This window comes from Pseudonocardia sp. Ae505_Ps2 (assembly GCF_001932425.1).
Classification (GTDB): domain Bacteria; phylum Actinomycetota; class Actinomycetes; order Mycobacteriales; family Pseudonocardiaceae; genus Pseudonocardia.
Genome location: NZ_MCIP01000001.1, coordinates 2,558,588 through 2,576,246 on the forward strand (window position 1 = coordinate 2,558,588; position 17,659 = coordinate 2,576,246).

Here is a 17,659-nt window from a genome sequence, read left to right on the forward strand (position 1 = left end):
GCAAGGGTTCCGGGTGTGGAACCCGCCACCGCAGGCCCCTCGTCAGGAAGGCGCGACCGATGAGCGCTCCCGCCCGGACCGGAAGCAAGGCCCACCTCGCGGACCGCGAGGACACCGCTCGGCGGCTGCTGAAGAGCTCGGTGACGACCTCCTACGACCCCTCGATCGACATCGACTGGGACGCCCCGCTGGTCGAGGGCAGGTACGGCATCGTCCCCGAGCGCGTGTCGCTCTACGGCACGCCGCTGTGGGACGGCCTCACCGAGGAGCAGCGGATCACGCTGTCGGTGCACGAGTTCTGCAGCGTCGCCCGGATCGGGCTGTGGTTCGAGATGATCCTCATGCAGATGCTGCTGCGCTACGCCTACGACCGCGACCCCCGTCGCGCGCACATCCAGTACGCGCTGGTCGAGATCGCCGACGAGTGCCGGCACTCGATGATGTTCGCCAAGGCCACCGAGCGCTATGGCGTGCCGGACTACGCCCCCCGCCGGCTCACCCACGAGCAGGGCCGGCTGATGAAGACCATCGGCACCGGCCTGGCGATGTTCGCCGGCACCCTGTTCGTCGAGGAGATCCTCGACCAGCTCCAGCGCGAGGGGATGCGGGACGAGCGTGTCCAGCCGCTGTCCCGGATGATCAACAAGATCCACGTGACCGAGGAGGCCCGGCACGTCCGCTACGCCCGGGAGGAGCTCCAGCGGATCATGCCGAGGACCAACCGCGCGGAACGTGTCTGGGCCCGCTACCTCACCGCGCGGATCGCGTTCGTCGTCGCCCGCAACCTCATCCATCCCGAGGTCTACCGCAGCATCGGGATCGCCCCGGCGGTCGGGCGGAAGGCGGCGCTGGCCAACCCGTACCACCACGAGATGCTGCGCTGGTCCTCGCGCAAGCTCGTGCCGTTCCTGCGCGAGCAGGGGATCGTCGGCGGCCCGACGGAGACCCTGTGGAAGCGCGCCCACCTGATCTGAGGAGGCATCCCGCGATGAGCACACGGATCGTCACCTGCGACGGGACCGGCCTGTTCGCCAGGGTCTCGGGTCCGGAGTCGGCACCGGTCACGGTGCTGCTCGCCCACGGCTGGACGCTCGACGAGCGTTGCTGGGCCCCGGTCGCCGACGCCCTCGCCGTCGGCGCGCCCGGTGCCGGCCCCGCCCCGCGGGTGATCCGCTACGACCACCGCGCGCACGGCCGCTCCGACGACACCCCCGACGAGCTCAAGACCCTCGACGTCCTCGCCGACGACATGGCCGAGGTGATCACCCGGCTCGCCCCGAGCGGCCCGCTGGTCATCGCGGGGCACTCGATGGGCGGGATGACGGCGATGGCGCTGGCCCAGCGCCACCCCGACCTCGTCGCCTCCCGGGTCGCCGGCGTCGCCCTCGTCGCGACCGCGAGTGGCGGCCTCGGTGCGGCGGCGACGCTGGGGATGACCGGGCGGCCGGCGAAGCTCTTCCTGGCCGGCAAGGACAAGGTGACTGTCAGTCCGCTGTGGACGGAGCGCCGGTCGCTGTCGACCCACCCGACCCTGCTGGGGGCCGGTCTGCAGCCGCTGCTGCTCGGCACCCGGCCGGACCGGCTCGCCGTCCGCGCGACCTGCGAGGCGATCGCCGACTGCCGTCCGACGACGATCTCCGGCTTCACCCCGACCCTCACCACTCACGAGCGCGACGAGGCGCTGGCGGCGTTCTCCTCGCTGCCGGTGGAGATCCTGGTGGGGACCCGGGACCGGCTCACGCCGCCGCGGTTCGCCCGACGGATCCACCGCAGCCTGCCGCGCGCCGAGCTGACCGTGTTCCCCGGTGCCGGGCACATGCTCCCGGTCGAGCGGGTCGGCGGGGTCACCGGCCGGATCGCCGCGCTGGTGCGCCGGGCCGCGGCGGAGCAGGTGGCCTGAGCCGCCCGCCCCGTCGTCGGCGGTGGGGCGTCAGATCTGGTCGAGGCCCTGCTTCGGGAACCCGGCGATGCCGCGCCACGCCAGCGACGCCATGAGCGCCACCGCCTCGTCCCGCGGGACCCGCTGGTCGGAGTCCAGCCAGAACTGGGCGCCGACCTGGCTCAGCCCGACGAGCCCGACGGCGAGCAGCCGCGCGCGGTCCTGGTCCAGCCCGGCGTCGGCGGTGACCGCGCCGGCGACCGCGTCGATGCAGCGGTCCAGCGCGCTCTCCACCAGCGCCGCGGCCTCCGGGTCCCCCCGCAGGTCGGACTCGAACACCAGGCGGTAGGCCTTGCCCTCGCCGGCGACGAAGTCGAAGTACGCGGCGACGGCGGCCTGCACCCGCTCCTTGTTGTGCTCGGTCCGCTCGATCGCGTTGGAGACCCGCTCGACGAGCTCCTCGGCGTAGGTCGTGAGCAGCGCCTGGTACAGCTCCAGCTTCCCGGGGAAGTGCTGGTACAGCACGGGCTTGGAGACACCCGCCCGCTCGGCGATGTCGTCCATCGCGGCGGCGTGGTAGCCCTGGTCGGCGAACACGTCGCGGGCGGCCAGCAGCAGCTGGGCGCGACGCGCGCCGCGGGACAGTCGTGCGCCCCGTGGCGTGGCGGTTCCGGTCATGGGCCCCCTACCTCTCACCGTCGTGGGATAACCCTACTAGCAGGTAACCGCGTTGACGAACGATCCGTGAACGGGTGTCGCCGCAGAAGGGTGACAACCTCTCACGATCGGCGGTGCGGTCTCCGTGCGGCGAGCCCGAGCGCACCCAGGACCGGCACGGCGGCCACCACGACCGCGGGCGTCCCCAGCACGGCGAGGACCACGCCGGCGACGGCGAGCACCACGGCCGCACGGACGTACGAGCGGGCCCGGGCCCGCGCTCGGCGGGCGATCAGCAGGGCGGCGGCCACCTCGGCGGGACCGCCACGGGCGCAGATCCTCTCCGACCCGTGCGCGGGCGCGACGACCGGGTCCGGACGCGCGGCCGGGACGTCGTCCGGGTGCTCCGCGGACCCCGGCCCGGTGCCGGTGCCGTCGGCGGCGGGCCGGCCGTCGGCGGTGGGCCAGGGGACCAGCTCGACCGCCAGGTCGGCGGCGGCCAGCGCGGCCTCGTCGGTGGTCGGGTCGCCCGCCACCGCGACCGTGCGGCCCCGTACCCGCAGCCCGGCGACGGCCGCGGCCCGTGCCGCCGGGTCCAGCCCCGGGCGGACGGCGTCGGGGTCGGCCGGGTCGAGACCGGCCGCCGCGGCGAGGGCACGGGCGGCGCCGTCGTCGTCGGGGGTGAGCAGGACCGGCGTGACCCCGGCCGCCACCAGCTCCGACACCCCCGGCCGGGCCTCGGGGTGCGGCGCCCGGGGCAGCGCGAGCACGGCGCGGGCGCACCCGTCCCAGGCGATGACCAGGACCGCCCGGCCCTCGGCGACCGCCCGCTCCCGCTCCACCGACAACGGCGGGGGCACCCGGATCCCGTGCTCGGCCAGCCAGTCCGGGCTGCCGAGCAGCACCGCGTGCGCGACGACGGTCGCGGTCGTGCCGCCGCCGTCCGGGCCGGGGTCCCGCAGCTCGGCCACCAGGCCGGACACCCCGAGGCCGGGCTGCTCGTCGGCCTCGGCGACGTCGGGCACCGGGCCGTCGACGGCCGCGGCCAGCGCCCGCGCCGCCGCGCGCAGGTCCGACCCGGGCCGCGCACCCGCGGCGACCGACGCGGCCAGCCGCAGCACCAGCGCCGGATCCTCGCCGCGGCCCGCGTGCACGGCGACCGTCCCGGGGGCGGTGCCGGTCAGCACGTCCGGCCCGGACAGCGCGACGGTGTCCACCCGGCCCACGAGCCCCGGGCCGCCGGCGGACCCGGTCCAGCCCACCGGATCGCGACGGCCGGGCCACGGCGCCGGCAGCCGCACCGCGTCGCCGCCCGCCCGGTCCGCGGCTCGCAGCGCCGCCGGCAGCGCGGCCAGCAGCGGCAGCGGGCAGGCCCCGACCAGGACCGCGATCCCGGCCGGGACCGCGGCCGGCCACGGGGTGCCGGTGCCCGCCGCGAAGGCGGTCACCGCGACCGCGATCAGCGCCGCGGGCGGGGTGAGCAGGGCGCTCCACCGGTCGGCGACTGTGCGCAGGCCCGCGCGGACCTCGTCGGCGTCCGCCCGCGTGTCCCCGCCGTGCGGGCCGGGTGGGCGCCCGGTGCGCTGCACCGCCGCCGCGACGACGGTCAGCACCGCGGCGACCCCGGGCAGCAGGACGGGCCCGGCGAGCGGGTCGGTCGGGACCAGGACCGGGCCCGCGGGCGAGACCGCCGCGACGGCCTGCACCGCCGCCGACCACCCCAGCGCGGCGAGCACCGCCGCCGCGACGCCGGTCTCGGCGGTCACCGTGCCCTCCCGCAGGCCGCGGGCGGCGACGCGCAGGCCGGGCCCGCCCGTCGTCGCGACGACGGCGAGGGCGACCAGCAGGGCCACCGCCGCGCAGCGCGGGGCCCACGCCGCGCCGGCCAGGGCGGGACCGGCGAGCGGCAGCAGCAGGGCGAGCAGGGCCGCCACCGCCCGCGCGGCGTACCGCAGGACCGGACGCAACCGCCGTCAGCTCCCCGGCGCGGTCGGGAGCGTGAACTCGCACGACCGCAGCACACCGCCGGAGCGGTAGTCGAGGAACAGCCGGTAACTGCCCGGAGCGGGGACCGACACCGCGAACGCCACCCCGGGCCCGGAGCGGTCGGTGGCGGCCGCGCCGGTGATCTCGGGGCGGACGGGGAACCGGGCCAGGTCGCCCTGGCGGACCGCGGTCATCCGGCCGAACGCACCGCCGTCGACGGGCTCGAGGTCGGTGACCGGGGTGCCGTCGCGCCCCACGGTCGCGAACAGCCGGGACTCCCCGCCGGGGACCAGGGCGCCGTCGAGGCGGACCTGCTGGTCGCTGCCCCCGCAGAGCCCCGCCCGGTTCTCGGCCGGGAAGGTGAAGGCGCCGTAGGTGCCGGGGACGTGCAGGTCGGCCCCGAGGTCGAGGTGCGGGCCGCCGGTCGGGGTGAACCCGGCGTAGAGCCGCCAGACGCCCTGGCCGGGGAACCGCACGGGTGCCCGCCACACGCCGTCGGGGCCCTGGGTGGCGCGCAGCCGCTGGTAGCCGGCGACGTCGCGGCGCAGCACGGCGACGTCCATGACCCCCGAGCCGTCGGAGGGGGTGTCGAACCGGGTCACCGGGGCGTCGTCGGAGCCGGTCACGGTGAAGGCGACCTCGGTCGGCTCGCGCCACGGGTAGACGATCCCGACCGGGGTCAGGGTGTAGCCGGCCGCGGTGGTGAGCACACCCCCCGCGCCGGTCGTCGCGTCGCCGGTGGCCAGGCCGGCGGCGAGGACACCGCCGTCGCCGCGCACGTCACCGGGGTCGGCATCGCCCGGCGCCCCGGCGGTCGGGGTCTCCGGAACGCCGCCCGCCGTGCTGCTCACCGCGCCGCCCGCCGTCCAGGCCGCGGTGAACACCAGCACCGACGCGGCGCCGAACCCGGCGAGCCGGGCCGCGGCCGATCCGCCCCATGCCCACCTCCTCCGTCGCGTCGTCCACGGGGTACAACGTCCGGGGGGCCGTCACGTTGCGCTCCGTGGAGCGCCGGACGCGGACGGTGATCACAGCGAGACGGGCGTCACCCGGCACGGCGAGTGACGTGCGCGACACGTCATGCTGGTCGAATGGTCGCCGCCCGGTCGATGTCCGTTCACTCGCCCGTCACCGTGCCCGCCCCGGTGTCGGCGCCGGGTGTCGAGACGTCCCCGGGTGCCTCGGCGGAACGCCCGCCGTGGCCGGGCCGCGCGGTCACCTCCGGCGGGGTCACCCTGCACGTGCGCGAGACCCCCGGCTCCGCCGACGCCGATGCCGTCTACGTCCACGGTCTCGCCGGGTCGGCCACGAACTGGACCGACCTCGCCGGGCTCCTCGCGCCGCGGGCCGCCGGCCTGTCGGTCGACCTGCCCGGGTTCGGGCTGTCCGAGCCGACCGCCGTCGCCGACTTCGGGCCGGACGGCATGGCGGACGCGCTGCTGTGCTGGCTGGCCGGGCGCGACCGCCCGGTGCACCTGGTCGGCAACTCCCTCGGCGGCGTGATCGCGACGACGGTGGCGGCCCGCCGTCCCGAACTCGTCCGCAGCCTCACCCTGGTCTCGCCCGCGGTACCGGACCGGCGCCCCGACCCGCGACGGCTGTCGGACCCGCGGATGGCGCTGGCCATGGTGCCGCTGCTCGGGCGCCGCGCGCGCCGCGCGCTGGCGCAGGAGCCGCTGCGTGCCAGGGCCGAGCGGATCGTGAAGGTCTGCTTCGCCGACCCGCAGCGTGGCTCCACCCGCCGGCTCGAGGAGCTGATCTCCGAGCACGAGCACCGCGCGACGCTGCCCTGGGCCGGCGCGGCGACCGACGGCGCCACCCGCGGTCTCCTCGGGCTGTGGGCCGGGCGCGAGATCTGGCGCCGGATGGCCCGGGTGCGGGTGCCGTCGCTGGTGGTGTGGGGGGAGCAGGACCGCATCGTGTCCCCGCGGCTGGCCGCGCGGACGGCCGCCACGCTGCCCGGGGCGCGGCTGCTGGTGCTGCCCCGCGCCGGGCACGTCGCGCAGATCGAGCGACCCGCGGCGGTGGCTGACGCCGTCGCCGCGCTGTGGGACGGGGTGCCGGTCGGAGCCGGTGCGGGAAGATGACGCGCACGTGGCGCGTTGAGACGCCCTGAGACCCGCACGCAACCCGCGAGGAGTGGACGAGATGGCGCTACCGCCACTGGTGGAGCCGGCAGCCGAGCTCACCAAGGAGGAGGTGGAGCGGTACAGCCGCCACCTCATCATTCCCGACGTCGGGATGGACGGGCAGAAGCGCCTGAAGAACGCGAAGGTGCTGGTCGTCGGCGCGGGCGGCCTCGGCTCGCCCGCTCTGCTGTACCTGGCCGCCGCCGGTGTCGGGACCCTCGGCATCGTCGAGTTCGATGTCGTCGACGAGTCGAACCTGCAGCGTCAGGTCATCCACGGGCAGTCCGACGTGGGCCGCCCGAAGGCCGAGTCGGCCCGCGACTCGATCCGCGAGGTCAACCCCTTCGTCGACGTCCGCCTGCACAACGAGCGCCTCACCAGCGAGAACGTGCTGGACGTCTTCCGGGACTACGACCTGATCCTGGACGGCACCGACAACTTCGCCACCCGGTACCTGGTGAACGACGCCGCGGTACTGCTCGGCAAGCCCTACGTCTGGGGCTCGATCTTCCGTTTCGAGGGCCAGGCCTCGGTCTTCTGGGAGGACGCTCCGAACGGGCAGGGCCTGAACTACCGCGACCTCTACCCCGAGCCGCCGCCGCCCGGGATGGTCCCGTCCTGCGCCGAGGGCGGTGTGCTGGGCGTGCTCTGCGCCTCGATCGGCTCGATCATGGTCAACGAGGCGATCAAGCTGCTCACCGGCATCGGTGAGCCGCTGCTCGGCCGCCTGGTGATCTACGACGCGCTGGAGACCACCTGGCGTCAGGTGAAGATCCGCAAGGACCCGGAGACACCGAAGATCACCGAGCTGATCGACTACGACGCGTTCTGCGGCACCGTGACGCAGGAGGCCCAGGACGCGGCCGCCGGCAGCACGATCACCGTCGGCGAGCTCAAGCAGATGATCGACGCGGGCAAGGACTTCCAGCTCATCGACGTCCGCGAGCCGCACGAGTACGAGATCGTGCGGATCCCGGGCTCGGTCCTGATCCCGAAGGACCGGATCCTGTCCGGTGCCGCGCTCTCGGAGATCGCCCAGGACAAGCCGGTCGTGCTGCACTGCAAGTCCGGCGTCCGGTCCGCCGAGGCCCTCGCCGCGCTGCACAAGGCCGGGTTCCGCGACGCCGTCCACGTCGGCGGCGGGGTGCTGTCCTGGGTCAAGCAGATCGACCCGTCGCAGCCCACCTGCTGACCACGGTCCGACCCGCTCCGCACTACACCGACGGCCGCCGTCACCGGTACACCCGGGACGGCGGCCGTCGTGGTTCCCGATGTGGCACAGGGTGACCGCTCATCGATCGCACGCGACCGTCCGAGTGAACATGGCCCGTTCGACCCTGCTGTTCGCCCGTTGGGCGAAACATTCCCGCCGATCGCCGCGACATGGGGATGCACGCGATCGCCAGGATCGGGAGGACGCTCGGTGGACCACTCGTTGCTCACATGCGCCCTACAGGGGTGCGACGCACCGTTGGAGCCCACCGGAGACGTGTCCGGAGACCGCCCACAGCGGCGCTACTGCTCGGCCGCCCACCGGCTGGCGGCCCGCCAGGCCCGCCGGGCCGCGGCGCAGGCGGCGGGGGACCAGCAGCTCGCCGAGACGCTGCCGTGGCTGCGCGAGCCCGAGGCCGTCGAGGTCGACGAGCCCGCGGTGCCCGCCCAGCGGACGTCGACCCGGCTCGCCGCGGCGAGCCCGGCCGCGTCGTCGGGCCCGGACCGCCCCGGACCGTTGCGGGTCCCGCGCAGCCCGCTGCGGCACCGGCGCACCCTGGCCCTCATCGGCGCGACGGCCGTGCTCCTCGGCGGATACGCGCTGGCGACCTCGCCGTCGGTGACCGGGACCCCGGTGCCGCAGGACCGCACGGCCGACCAGTGGGCCGGACAGGCCCGGATCGCACTGGCGGCCCTCGACGACAAGCTCGGGACCCTCAACGCGAGCGAACGGACCTGGCAGGCGTCCGCGCACGAGACGGAGCGCACCCCGGTCGCGGTCGCCAAGCTGCAGCAGCAGCGCGACACCCTGCTCCAGCAGCGTGCCGCCCTGCAGTCCCAGCTGCAGGTCTACAGCTCCCGGCAGGACGCCGTGGACGCGCTGGCCGCCGCCGAGCAGCAGCTCGCCGAGATGGACCGGATCGTCGCCGCCCTGCCGCCCGCCACCCGTCGGACCCCCGACCAGATGGCCGCGGCCGCGTCGCTCGAGGAGCAGCGTGACCTGCGTGCCCGCAACCGCGACGCCTGTGCGGAGCGGCTGGCCGCCATCGACGACGGCATCGACCGGGCCCGCACCGCCCCCCTGCCCGGTGACGGCGACGAGACCGAGAAGGTCTCCGACGACGTGCTGGCCCTCGCCCGCGGCGAGGACCCCGCGCCCCCGGAGCCGTCCGGCGTGCGCCGCAACCCCGAGGTCCTGGCCGGTGGCCGGGAGACCGGCGGGGACCGCGAGCGCGCCGACGTCGGTACCGCCGGGCCGCCCGACCCGCGGGGCCCGCTGGACGAGACCCGGCCGCGCGCCGAGGGGCCGGAGGGTGCCTCGGCCCGTGGCCCGGGCAGCGCAGCCGGCCGGGACGCGGGGCCGGGGGAGAAGCTGGGCGGTGCCGTGTCCCGTGCCGCCGACGGCGTCGCCAACCTGGCCGGCGGCGCGCCGAGCCCCGGGGAGGGCGCTGGTTCGGGCGCTGGTTCCGGTGCCGGTTCCGACGCGGGGAAGAAGGCGAACCGGGCCGAGGTCGCACCGGCGTCGTCCGACGGTCCGGTGAAGAAGCTCGGCGACGGCGTCGGCGCCGCCGCACGGGGTGTCGGGGATGCCGCCGAGTCGGTGGGCAAGGGCGTCGACGACGTCGCGAGCGGGCTGACCGGGAAGAAGCCCAGCGGCCCCGGGGCCGGCGCCCGCTCCGGCGGCGACTCCGCTTCCGGTTCCTCCGACGACGCCCCCCGCCCGTCCACCCCTGCTCCGCCGGAGGAACCCGCCGCGCCCGCGGCCGCCTCGCCGGAGACCACCCTGCGCGCGCCCAGCGCGCCCGTGCTCAGCGCGCCCTCGTCGGTCGCGCCGTCGGAGGGGGCCGGCACGGAGCGGTCCGGCTCGGGGGCGCAGGGGGCCGGCGGCAGCGGCGGCTCCGGCGGCTCCGGCGGCATCGTCACCGCCGTGGCCGGGCCCTATGTCGAGTCCGCCCTGGGACCGGAGGCGGCCGCGCCGGTGCTGGCGGAGGCCGACCGGCAGGCGGCCGAGCAGATGGCCGAGCGCACCGGGTCCTCCGGTTCGCGCTCCGGCGGCGGGTCGGAGGGGTCCGGCTCCAGCCAGTCCTCGCGCAGCTCGTCTGACGGCTCCTCGGACGGTTCCGGCTCGCGGTCGTCCGCCTCGCAGTCCTCCGACCGGGGTTCCGACCAGGGGTCGTCGGGCTCGCGGTCGTCCCGGTCGTCGGACTCGGGCTCGTCGGGGCCCGGCTCGTCGGGGTCCCGGTCGTCGGACTCCGGCTCGTCGGACTCCGGGTCCTCGGGGTCGCGGTCGTCCGGCTCCTCCTCGTCCTCGTCGGACTCGAGGTCGTGGGACTCGTCGTCGGATTCGGGTTCGTCGGATTCGGGTTCGTCGCGTGGCGAGTCCTCGCGGAGCAGCGGCTCGGACGACTCCCGCTCCTCCTCGTCGTCCTCCTCGGACTCGGACTCGGGGTCGCGGTCGTCGGGCTCGGACTCGGGATCCAGCTCGGACTCGGACTCCGGGTCGGGTTCCGGCGGCGGCAGCTCCTGGTAGTGGGGTGTCTCCCGTGGCCGGCTCCGCACGGAGCCGGCCACGCTGCTCGTGCGTGCGGGAGCCCCGATCGGCCAGCCGTTCACCCGATCGGTCGTGGCGCGACGCGCGGTTCGGGCGTGGCGTGACGAACGTGAGCCGGTGGCGCGGGTACCGTCCCCGCTGTGACCGCTGCCCGCACGCTCGCCACCGCGCCGGCCGCGAGCGTCCTGCCCGAGCACGTCCGCACCGCCTTCGGGGTGCGTGAGACGTCCCCCCGTCCCGTCGTGTGGGCGGGCCAGCGGGCCTGGCAGTGCGGGGAGGTGCTGCTGCGGCCGGTGTCCGACCACGTCGTCGCCGCCTGGTCGGCGACGGTCCTGGAGAACCTCGAGGTCGACGGTGTCCGCCTCGCCCGCCCCGTCCGCAGCTCGGACGGCCGGTGGGTCGTGGGCGGCTGGGCCGCGTCCCGGCACGTGCCCGGCGTCCCCGAGCCCCGGCACGACGAGGTCGTCGCCGCCTCGCTGCGGCTGCACGCCGCCACCGCGACCGTGCTGCGCCCGCGCCTGCTCGACGACCGCGACGACCTGTTGTCCCGGTCCGCCGCCGCCGCGTTCGGCGAGCGTCGGCTGGATCTGCACCCCGAGACCGGCGGCCGGCTGTTCGCCGAGCTCGCCGCGCACCGCCGCACGATCCGGCTGACCCCGCAGGTCGTGCACGGCGAGCTGTTCGGCGCCATGCTGTTCGACCCGACGGGGCGGCCCGCGGTACTCGACCTCGTGCCGTTCTGGCGGCCCGCGGAGTGGGCGGCGGCGGTCGTCGTCGTCGACGCGGTGGCCTGGGGCGGCGCCGACGAGGAGCTGGTCGAGCGCTGGTCGGAGCTGCCCGAGTGGCCGCAGTCGCTGCTGCGCGCGGTGCTCTACCGGCTGGCCCTGCACGCCCAGCACCCGGACGCGACGGCCGAGTCGCTGGCCGGGATCGAGCGGGTCGCGAGCCTGGTCAGCCGCCGGCTCTGAGGTGTCCGCTCCCGGCACGCTGCTGCTCACCGGAGCCGCGGGGAACATGGGGACGCTGCTGCGTCCCCGGCTGGCCCGCGACGGCCGGACCCTGCGCCTGTTCGACACCGCGGAGCTGCAGGCCGGACCCGGCGAGCAGGTCCGCACCGGCTCGGTGACCGACCGGGACGCGGTCGCGGCCGCGACCGACGGGGCCGACGCCGTCGTCCATCTCGCCGGGATCAGCGGTGAGGCGGGCTGGGACGACATCCTGGCCGTCAACGTCGAGGGGACCCGCGCCGTGCTCGACGCGGCGGTCGCCGCGGGGGTGCGGACCGTCGTGCTCGCCTCCAGCAACCACGCCGTGGGCTTCCGCACCCGCGACGACGGCGTCCCGCTGCCGGCGACCGTCGGGCACGCCCCGGACACCTACTACGGCTGGTCCAAGCACGCGATGGAGGGGCTGGGCAGGCTCTACCACGAGCGGTTCGGCCTGACCGTGGTCTCCGCGCGGATCGGCAGCTGCTTCCCGCGGCCGTCGAACGCCCGGATGCTCGCGACCTGGCTGTCCCCGGACGACGCCGCCCGCCTGGTCGAGGCGGCGGTCGACCCGGGCACCCGAGGGCACCACGTCGTGTGGGGCGTGTCGGCCAACACCCGTCGCTGGTGGTCGATCGAGGAGGGCGCCGCGATCGGCTACCACCCGCGCGACGACGCCGAGGTCCACGCCGCGGACCTGCTCGACGGTCTCCCGCCGGACCCGGCCGACCCGGTGCACCACCGGGTGGGCGGCGCGTTCTGCGACGCCCCGCTCGGCGTCCCGATGCGCTGAGGCGGCTCACAGCCGTCGCGGCTCCCGTGTGAGATAAGCGTTGCGGGGGTGTCACGTGAGGCCACCCGTCGGAAACTGTGGCTCCCTAGCGTCGTCGACGACGTGACCGCCGGCGATCAGGAGACCGATCCGTGACCACCACCTCCACCCCGGGGCGCCGCATCGGCGGCCGTTGGATCGACCACTGGGACCCCGAGGACGAGGGGTTCTGGCAGCGGACCGGCTCGGCCATCGCCCGTCGCAACCTCTGGCAGTCGATCTTCTCCGAGCACATCGGCTTCTCGATCTGGACGATCTGGTCGGTCCTCGTGCTGTTCATGGGGCCGGAGTACGGGTTCACCGCGGCGCAGAAGTTCTTCCTGGTCGCGGTGCCGACGCTGGTCGGGTCGATCCTGCGGCTGCCCTACACCTTCGCCGTCGCCCGCTTCGGCGGCCGCAACTGGACGATCTTCGCGGCGTCGCTGCTGATCGTGCCCACGATCCTGGCGATGGTGGTGCTGGAACCGGGCGTGTCGTACACGACGCTGCTGGTCGTCGCCGCGGTCGCCGGTGTCGGCGGCGGGAACTTCGCGTCCTCGATGGCGAACATCAACGCGTTCTTCCCGGAGAAGGAGAAGGGCTGGGCGCTGGGCCTCAACGCGGGCGGCGGAAACCTCGGCGTGCCGGTCGCGCAGCTGCTCGGCCTGCTCGTCATCGCCACCCTCGGTGCGGGCTACCCGCGGGTGCTGCTCGCGATCTACCTGCCGTTCATCGTCATCTCGGCGTTCCTCGCCTGGAAGCGGATGGACAACATCGCCGCGATGTCCAACGACACCGGCGCCTTCACCGAGGCCTGCCGCGACCGCCAGACCTGGATCATGTCGTTCCTCTACATCGGGACGTTCGGGTCGTTCATCGGCTACTCGTTCGCCTTCGGCCTGGTCCTGCAGAACCAGTTCGACCGGACGCCGCTGCAGGCCGCCGCGGTCACCTTCATCGGCCCGCTCATCGGGTCGCTGATCCGGCCCTACGGCGGAAAGCTCGCCGACCGGTTCGGCGGCGCCGTGGTCACCCTGTGGAACTTCGTCGGCATGGCCGTCGCCACCCTGGTGATCATCTTCGCCTCGGGGATCGAGTCGCTGACGCTGTTCACCATCGGCTTCATCGCCCTGTTCACGCTGTCCGGTGTCGGCAACGGGTCGACCTACAAGATGATCCCGGCGATCTTCACCGGCCGGGCCCGCGTCGCGATCGCCGGGGGCGCGGACCGCGAGACCTCCTTCAACACCGCGCGACGGCTGTCCGGCGCCGTCATCGGCATCGCCGGCGCGGTCGGCGCGCTGGGCGGGCTGTTCATCAACCTCGCCTTCCGCCAGTCGTTCATGACGGTCCAGTCCGGCACGCCCGCGTTCTGGAGCTTCCTGGTCTTCTACGTCCTGTGCATCGGCGTCACCTGGGCCGTCTACCTGCGGCCGCGCCCCGCCCTGGTCGGGAGCACCGACGCCGCCGCGATGGCCCGGGTCTGAACCGTGGGTCCGGACGACCGGACCGCCACCCACTGCCCGTACTGCGCCCTGCAGTGCGGGCAGTGGGTCGGCCCGTCCGGCGAGGTCGACGCCCGTGAGTTCCCGACGAACGCCGGGGGCATGTGCCAGAAGGGCTGGACCTCCGGCGCTCTGCTCACCCATCCGCAACGCCTGACGTCGCCGCTGGTCAGAGCCTCGCGCGACACCGGTTTCGTCGAGACCGGCTGGGACGACGCCCTGGCCGGCGTCGCCGCGAGGCTCGCCGCGCTGCGTGCCGAGCACGGGCCGGACTCGGTCGCGGTCTTCGGCGCGGGTGGGCTGACCAACGAGAAGGCCTACCTGCTCGGCAAGTTCGCCCGGGTCGCGCTGGGCACCAGTCAGATCGACTACAACGGCCGGTTCTGCATGTCCTCGGCCGCCGCCGCGGGCAACCGGGCCTTCGGCGTCGACCGTGGGCTGCCGTTCCCGGTCACCGACCTCGACGACGCCGAGCTGGTCGTCCTCGCCGGGGCGAACGTCGCCGAGACCATGCCGCCGCTGATGTCGCACCTGACCGCGGCGCGACTGGTCGTCGTCGACCCGCGGCGCACCCCGACCGCGGAGCGCGCGCTCGCCTCCGGGGGGCTGCACCTGGCGCCGCGTCCGGGCACCGATCTGGTCCTGGCGCTGGGGATGCTGCACGCCGCCGTCGTCGACGGGCACCTCGATCTGTCCTACATGGACGAACGCACGACCGGCTTCGACGACGTCTGGGTGATCGCCTCGCAGTGGTGGCCCGAGCGCGCGGAGCGGGTCTGCGGGGTCGCCGCCACCGACATGCGCACCGTCGTGCGGTGGCTCGCGGAGTCCACCCGGCGCTACCTGCTCACCGCGCGCGGTGCCGAGCAGCACGCGCACGGCGTCGACACCGTCGCGGCGTGGATCAACCTGTCGCTGGCGCTCGGCCTGCCCGGCCGCCCCGGCTCCGGGTTCGGGACGATCACCGGGCAGGGCAACGGCCAGGGCGGGCGCGAGCACGGCCAGAAGTCCGACCAGCTGCCCGGCTACCGGCACATCACCGACCCGGCCGCCCGCGCGCACGTCGCGCAGGTGTGGGGGGTGCCGGAGACCTCGATCCCCGGGCCCGGCCGCAGCGCCGTCGAGCTCCTCGACGCCCTCGGCCGCCCCGGCGGTCCGCGTGCGCTGCTGGTGTTCGGCTCGAACGTGCTCGTCTCCGCGCCCGACGCCCGCGCCGTCGCCGAGCGGCTCGACGCGCTGGACCTGCTCGTCGTCGCCGACGTGCTGCCCGGTGAGACCGCGATGCGCGCCGACGTCCTGCTCCCGGTCGCCCAGTGGGCCGAGGAGGAGGGGACCATGACGAACCTGGAGGGACGGGTGCTGCGCCGCCGTCGTGCGCTCGCCCCGCCGCCCGGGGTGCGCACCGACCTGGAGGTGATCGCCGGGCTGGCCGCGGCCCTCGACGCGCCGGGGGATTTCCCCGCCGACCCGCGGACCGTGTTCGACGAGCTGCGGCGCGCCTCGGCCGGTGGGATCGCCGACTACGCGGGCGTGTCCTACGACCGGCTCGACGCGGGCGAGGCGCTGCACTGGCCGGTCCCCGCCGACGACCATCCCGGCACCCCGCGGCTGTTCACCGAGCGTTTCGGCCACCCCGACGGACGTGCCCGGATGCTGCCGGTCGACCACGTCGAACCGGACGAGGGTGTCGACGACGGGTTCCCGCTGACCGTGACGACCGGCCGGGTGCTGGTGCACTACCAGTCCGGTGCGCAGACCCGCCGGGTCGCCGAGCTCGCGGAGGTGTCGCCGGAGGTGTTCGTCGAGGTGCACCCGGACACCGCCGCCCGGCACGGTCTCGGCGACGGCGACCTGGCCGACGTCGTGTCCCGCCGCGGGACGACGACGGCGCGCGTCCGCTGCGTCGCCACGCTGCGCCCGGACACGGTGTTCCTGCCCTTCCACTTCGGCGGCGTGGGGGCGGCGAACAACGTCACCAACCCGGCCCTGGACCCGGTGAGCCGGATGCCGGAGTTCAAGGTGGCCGCGGTGCGGCTGGAACCCGCCGGGACCGGGCGGGACACCACCGTCGGAGCCGCCGGAGCCGCTGACACCGCCGGAGTCGCGACCGACGGCCTGGCCCCGGCGCTCACGGTGGGGGCCGGAACGGCCGCCCGAGCGAGCCGGTCCGCGCGCTGATCCGTCGTTCGCGCGCGTCCGGACGCGCGCGGGCCGTGGATCACCGCGCGAACCGTGGATCACCGCGCGGGCCGGGGATCACCCATGGCGGGTGGTCCCCGCGGTGGCCGGACCCCTGGTGGCCGCGGCACCTGGCACGGGCTCCGCCGCACCTCGCACGCCCTCGGCCCGCCTCGTCGGTCCCGGCACGGGCGCCGAGGTGGGCGGAACCCGTGCGGGGTCCCGGCTCACGGTCTGCGCCCGCCGAGAATGAGGACCTCGTAACGCCCGTGCAATGGCGGGCGTTCCCCTCGTAACCCCCCGTTCCTACCGTCGATGGCATGAGCAGGCGCGTGGTGGTGATCGGGCACGGCATGGTGGGTGCCCGTTTCGTGGAGGAGGTCCGCCGGCGCGACCCCGACGGCGAGCGGGTGTCGCTCACCGTCCTCGGCGCGGAGTCCCGCCCTGCGTACAACCGGGTGCTGCTGTCCACCGTGCTCGCCGGCGGGCTGCGACCCGCCATGGTCGCGCTCCCCGTCGTCGACGGCATCGACCTGCACACCGGTGTCGCGGCGACCGGGATCGACCGGGCCGCGCGCGTCGTCCGCGCCGCCGACGGCACCACCCACCCCTACGACGAACTGGTCCTCGCCACCGGCTGCCGGGCCTGGCTCCCGCCGGTCGACGGCCTCGCCGACGCGGTCGACCGTGACGTGCCCACCCGCGGTGTGAGCCTGTTCCGCGATCTCGACGACTGCGAGCGCATCCTCGACGCGGCGGTGCCGGGCGCGCGGATCGCCGTCGTCGGGGGCGGGCTGCTCGGGGTCGAGGCCGCCCGCGGGCTCGCCGGACGCGGCGTCGCCGTCACCCTGGTGCACCCGCGCACCCACCTGATGGAGCGCCAGCTCGACCCGGGCGCCGGAGACGTGCTCGCGACCGCGCTGCGCGGGCTCGGCGTCGACGTCCGCTGCGGGGTCGGGGCCAAGGCCTGGGATCCCGACACCGGCCTGGACTGCGACGACGGCTCCCGGGTCGCCGCGGACCACGTCGTCGTCGCCGCCGGGGTGCGCGCGAACGCCGGGCTGGCCGCCGACGCCGGGCTCGCGGTCGACCGCGGGATCCTCGTCGACGACCGCCTCGCCACCGACGACGGCCGGGTGCACGCCGTCGGCGACTGTGCCCAGCACGCCAGTGCCCCGGGCGGGCTCGTGCAGTCCGGCTGGGAGCAGGCCGCCGTCCTCGCCGACCTGCTGACCGGCACCGACCCGGCAGCGCGCTACCGCGGCACCCGCCCGGTCACCCGGCTCAAGGCCCGCGGCATAGACCTCGCCGCCCTCGGCGACCCCACCGCGGGCGACGAGGAGCTGCGTGTCTCCGACCCACGCCGCGGCCGCTACGGCGTGCTCGCGCTGCGCGACGACCGCGTCGTCGGGGCCGTCCTCATGGGGCTCCCCGACGCCGCGGCCATGATCACCGAGCTGTACGACTCCGGCGCCCCGGCCCCCGAGGACCGGCTCGCGCTGCTGCTCGGCCGGGCCTTGCCGGGGGAGGCGTCCTCCGCCACCGACCCCGTCCGCATGCCGGGCACCGCCGTGGTCTGCCGCTGCAACAGCGTCACCAAGAACACCCTGGTCAGCGCCTGGCGCGCGGGCGCCCACGACGTCGACGCGCTCTCGCGGCGCACCCGGGCCGCCACCGGCTGCGGGAGCTGCCGCGACGTCGTCTGCGGGATCCGGGATTGGCTGGCCGACATCGACCCGCCGCAGGAGAGTGCGGCATGAAGGAG

13 protein-coding genes are annotated in these 17,659 nt (G+C 75.6%); 10 read left to right on the forward strand and 3 right to left on the reverse strand.

All coding sequences use genetic code 11. The features are described 5' to 3' along the window. Positions 1–59: 59 nt before the first annotated feature. Both Ae505Ps2_RS12340 and Ae505Ps2_RS12345 read left to right on the forward strand, forming a co-directional pair. Positions 60–974 (forward strand): diiron oxygenase, encoded by a 915-nt coding sequence (locus Ae505Ps2_RS12340; RefSeq protein WP_075553631.1) that lies wholly within the window; start codon positions 60–62, stop codon positions 972–974. A 14-nt stretch (positions 975–988) separates the two neighbouring features. Continuing rightward, positions 989–1,900 carry an alpha/beta hydrolase gene (locus Ae505Ps2_RS12345; RefSeq protein ID WP_075308141.1) on the forward strand — a complete coding sequence of 304 codons (912 nt, stop codon included), beginning with the start codon at positions 989–991 and terminating at the stop codon, positions 1,898–1,900. A gap of 30 nt (positions 1,901–1,930) precedes the next feature. Here the strand turns inward: Ae505Ps2_RS12345 and Ae505Ps2_RS12350 are convergent, their stop codons facing one another. The 3 genes from Ae505Ps2_RS12350 to Ae505Ps2_RS12360 all read right to left on the reverse strand — a co-directional run bounded on the left by Ae505Ps2_RS12350 (position 1,931) and on the right by Ae505Ps2_RS12360 (position 5,412). Continuing rightward, positions 1,931–2,557, reverse strand: a complete 627-nt coding sequence (locus tag Ae505Ps2_RS12350) for a TetR/AcrR family transcriptional regulator (RefSeq protein WP_020625908.1) — start codon at positions 2,555–2,557, stop codon at positions 1,931–1,933. A gap of 101 nt (positions 2,558–2,658) precedes the next feature. Next, the gene (locus Ae505Ps2_RS12355) at positions 2,659–4,503 is read right to left on the reverse strand and encodes an HAD family hydrolase (RefSeq protein WP_075308139.1); all 1,845 of its coding nucleotides are present in this window, start codon (positions 4,501–4,503) and stop codon (positions 2,659–2,661) included. Positions 4,504–4,509: 6 nt separating this feature from the next. After that, positions 4,510–5,412, reverse strand: coding sequence for a hypothetical protein (locus tag Ae505Ps2_RS12360; RefSeq protein WP_075553632.1), 903 nt, complete (start codon positions 5,410–5,412; stop codon positions 4,510–4,512). 201 nt (positions 5,413–5,613) lie between these two features. Here Ae505Ps2_RS12360 and Ae505Ps2_RS12365 point away from each other — a divergent pair, with 201 nt between their 5' ends. From Ae505Ps2_RS12365 to Ae505Ps2_RS12400, 8 genes are all read left to right on the forward strand, one after another. After that, complete coding sequence (locus Ae505Ps2_RS12365; protein ID WP_075553633.1) at positions 5,614–6,609, forward strand: alpha/beta hydrolase; 996 nt, start codon at positions 5,614–5,616, stop codon at positions 6,607–6,609. A gap of 61 nt (positions 6,610–6,670) precedes the next feature. After that, entirely contained in the window at positions 6,671–7,843 is a 1,173-nt protein-coding gene (gene moeZ, locus Ae505Ps2_RS12370; RefSeq protein WP_075554217.1) for an adenylyltransferase/sulfurtransferase MoeZ, read from the forward strand. A gap of 297 nt (positions 7,844–8,140) precedes the next feature. Beyond that, positions 8,141–10,393 carry a hypothetical protein gene (locus tag Ae505Ps2_RS31980; RefSeq protein ID WP_075308133.1) on the forward strand — a complete coding sequence of 751 codons (2,253 nt, stop codon included), beginning with the start codon at positions 8,141–8,143 and terminating at the stop codon, positions 10,391–10,393. Positions 10,394–10,554: 161 nt separating this feature from the next. Next, entirely contained in the window at positions 10,555–11,382 is an 828-nt protein-coding gene (locus Ae505Ps2_RS12380) for a TIGR02569 family protein (RefSeq protein WP_020623762.1), read from the forward strand. 1 nt (position 11,383) lies between these two features. Then, positions 11,384–12,193, forward strand: coding sequence for an NAD(P)-dependent oxidoreductase (locus Ae505Ps2_RS12385; RefSeq protein WP_233147427.1), 810 nt, complete (start codon positions 11,384–11,386; stop codon positions 12,191–12,193). Between the two features lie 131 nt (positions 12,194–12,324). After that, on the forward strand, positions 12,325–13,698 hold the full coding sequence (locus Ae505Ps2_RS12390; protein WP_083702251.1) for a nitrate/nitrite transporter: 1,374 nt from the start codon (positions 12,325–12,327) through the stop codon (positions 13,696–13,698). Positions 13,699–13,701: 3 nt separating this feature from the next. After that, positions 13,702–15,894 (forward strand): molybdopterin oxidoreductase family protein, encoded by a 2,193-nt coding sequence (locus Ae505Ps2_RS12395; RefSeq protein WP_084786255.1) that lies wholly within the window; start codon positions 13,702–13,704, stop codon positions 15,892–15,894. Between the two features lie 320 nt (positions 15,895–16,214). Then, positions 16,215–17,654, forward strand: coding sequence for an FAD-dependent oxidoreductase (locus Ae505Ps2_RS12400; RefSeq protein ID WP_075308131.1), 1,440 nt, complete (start codon positions 16,215–16,217; stop codon positions 17,652–17,654). Positions 17,655–17,659: the final 5 nt, after the last annotated feature.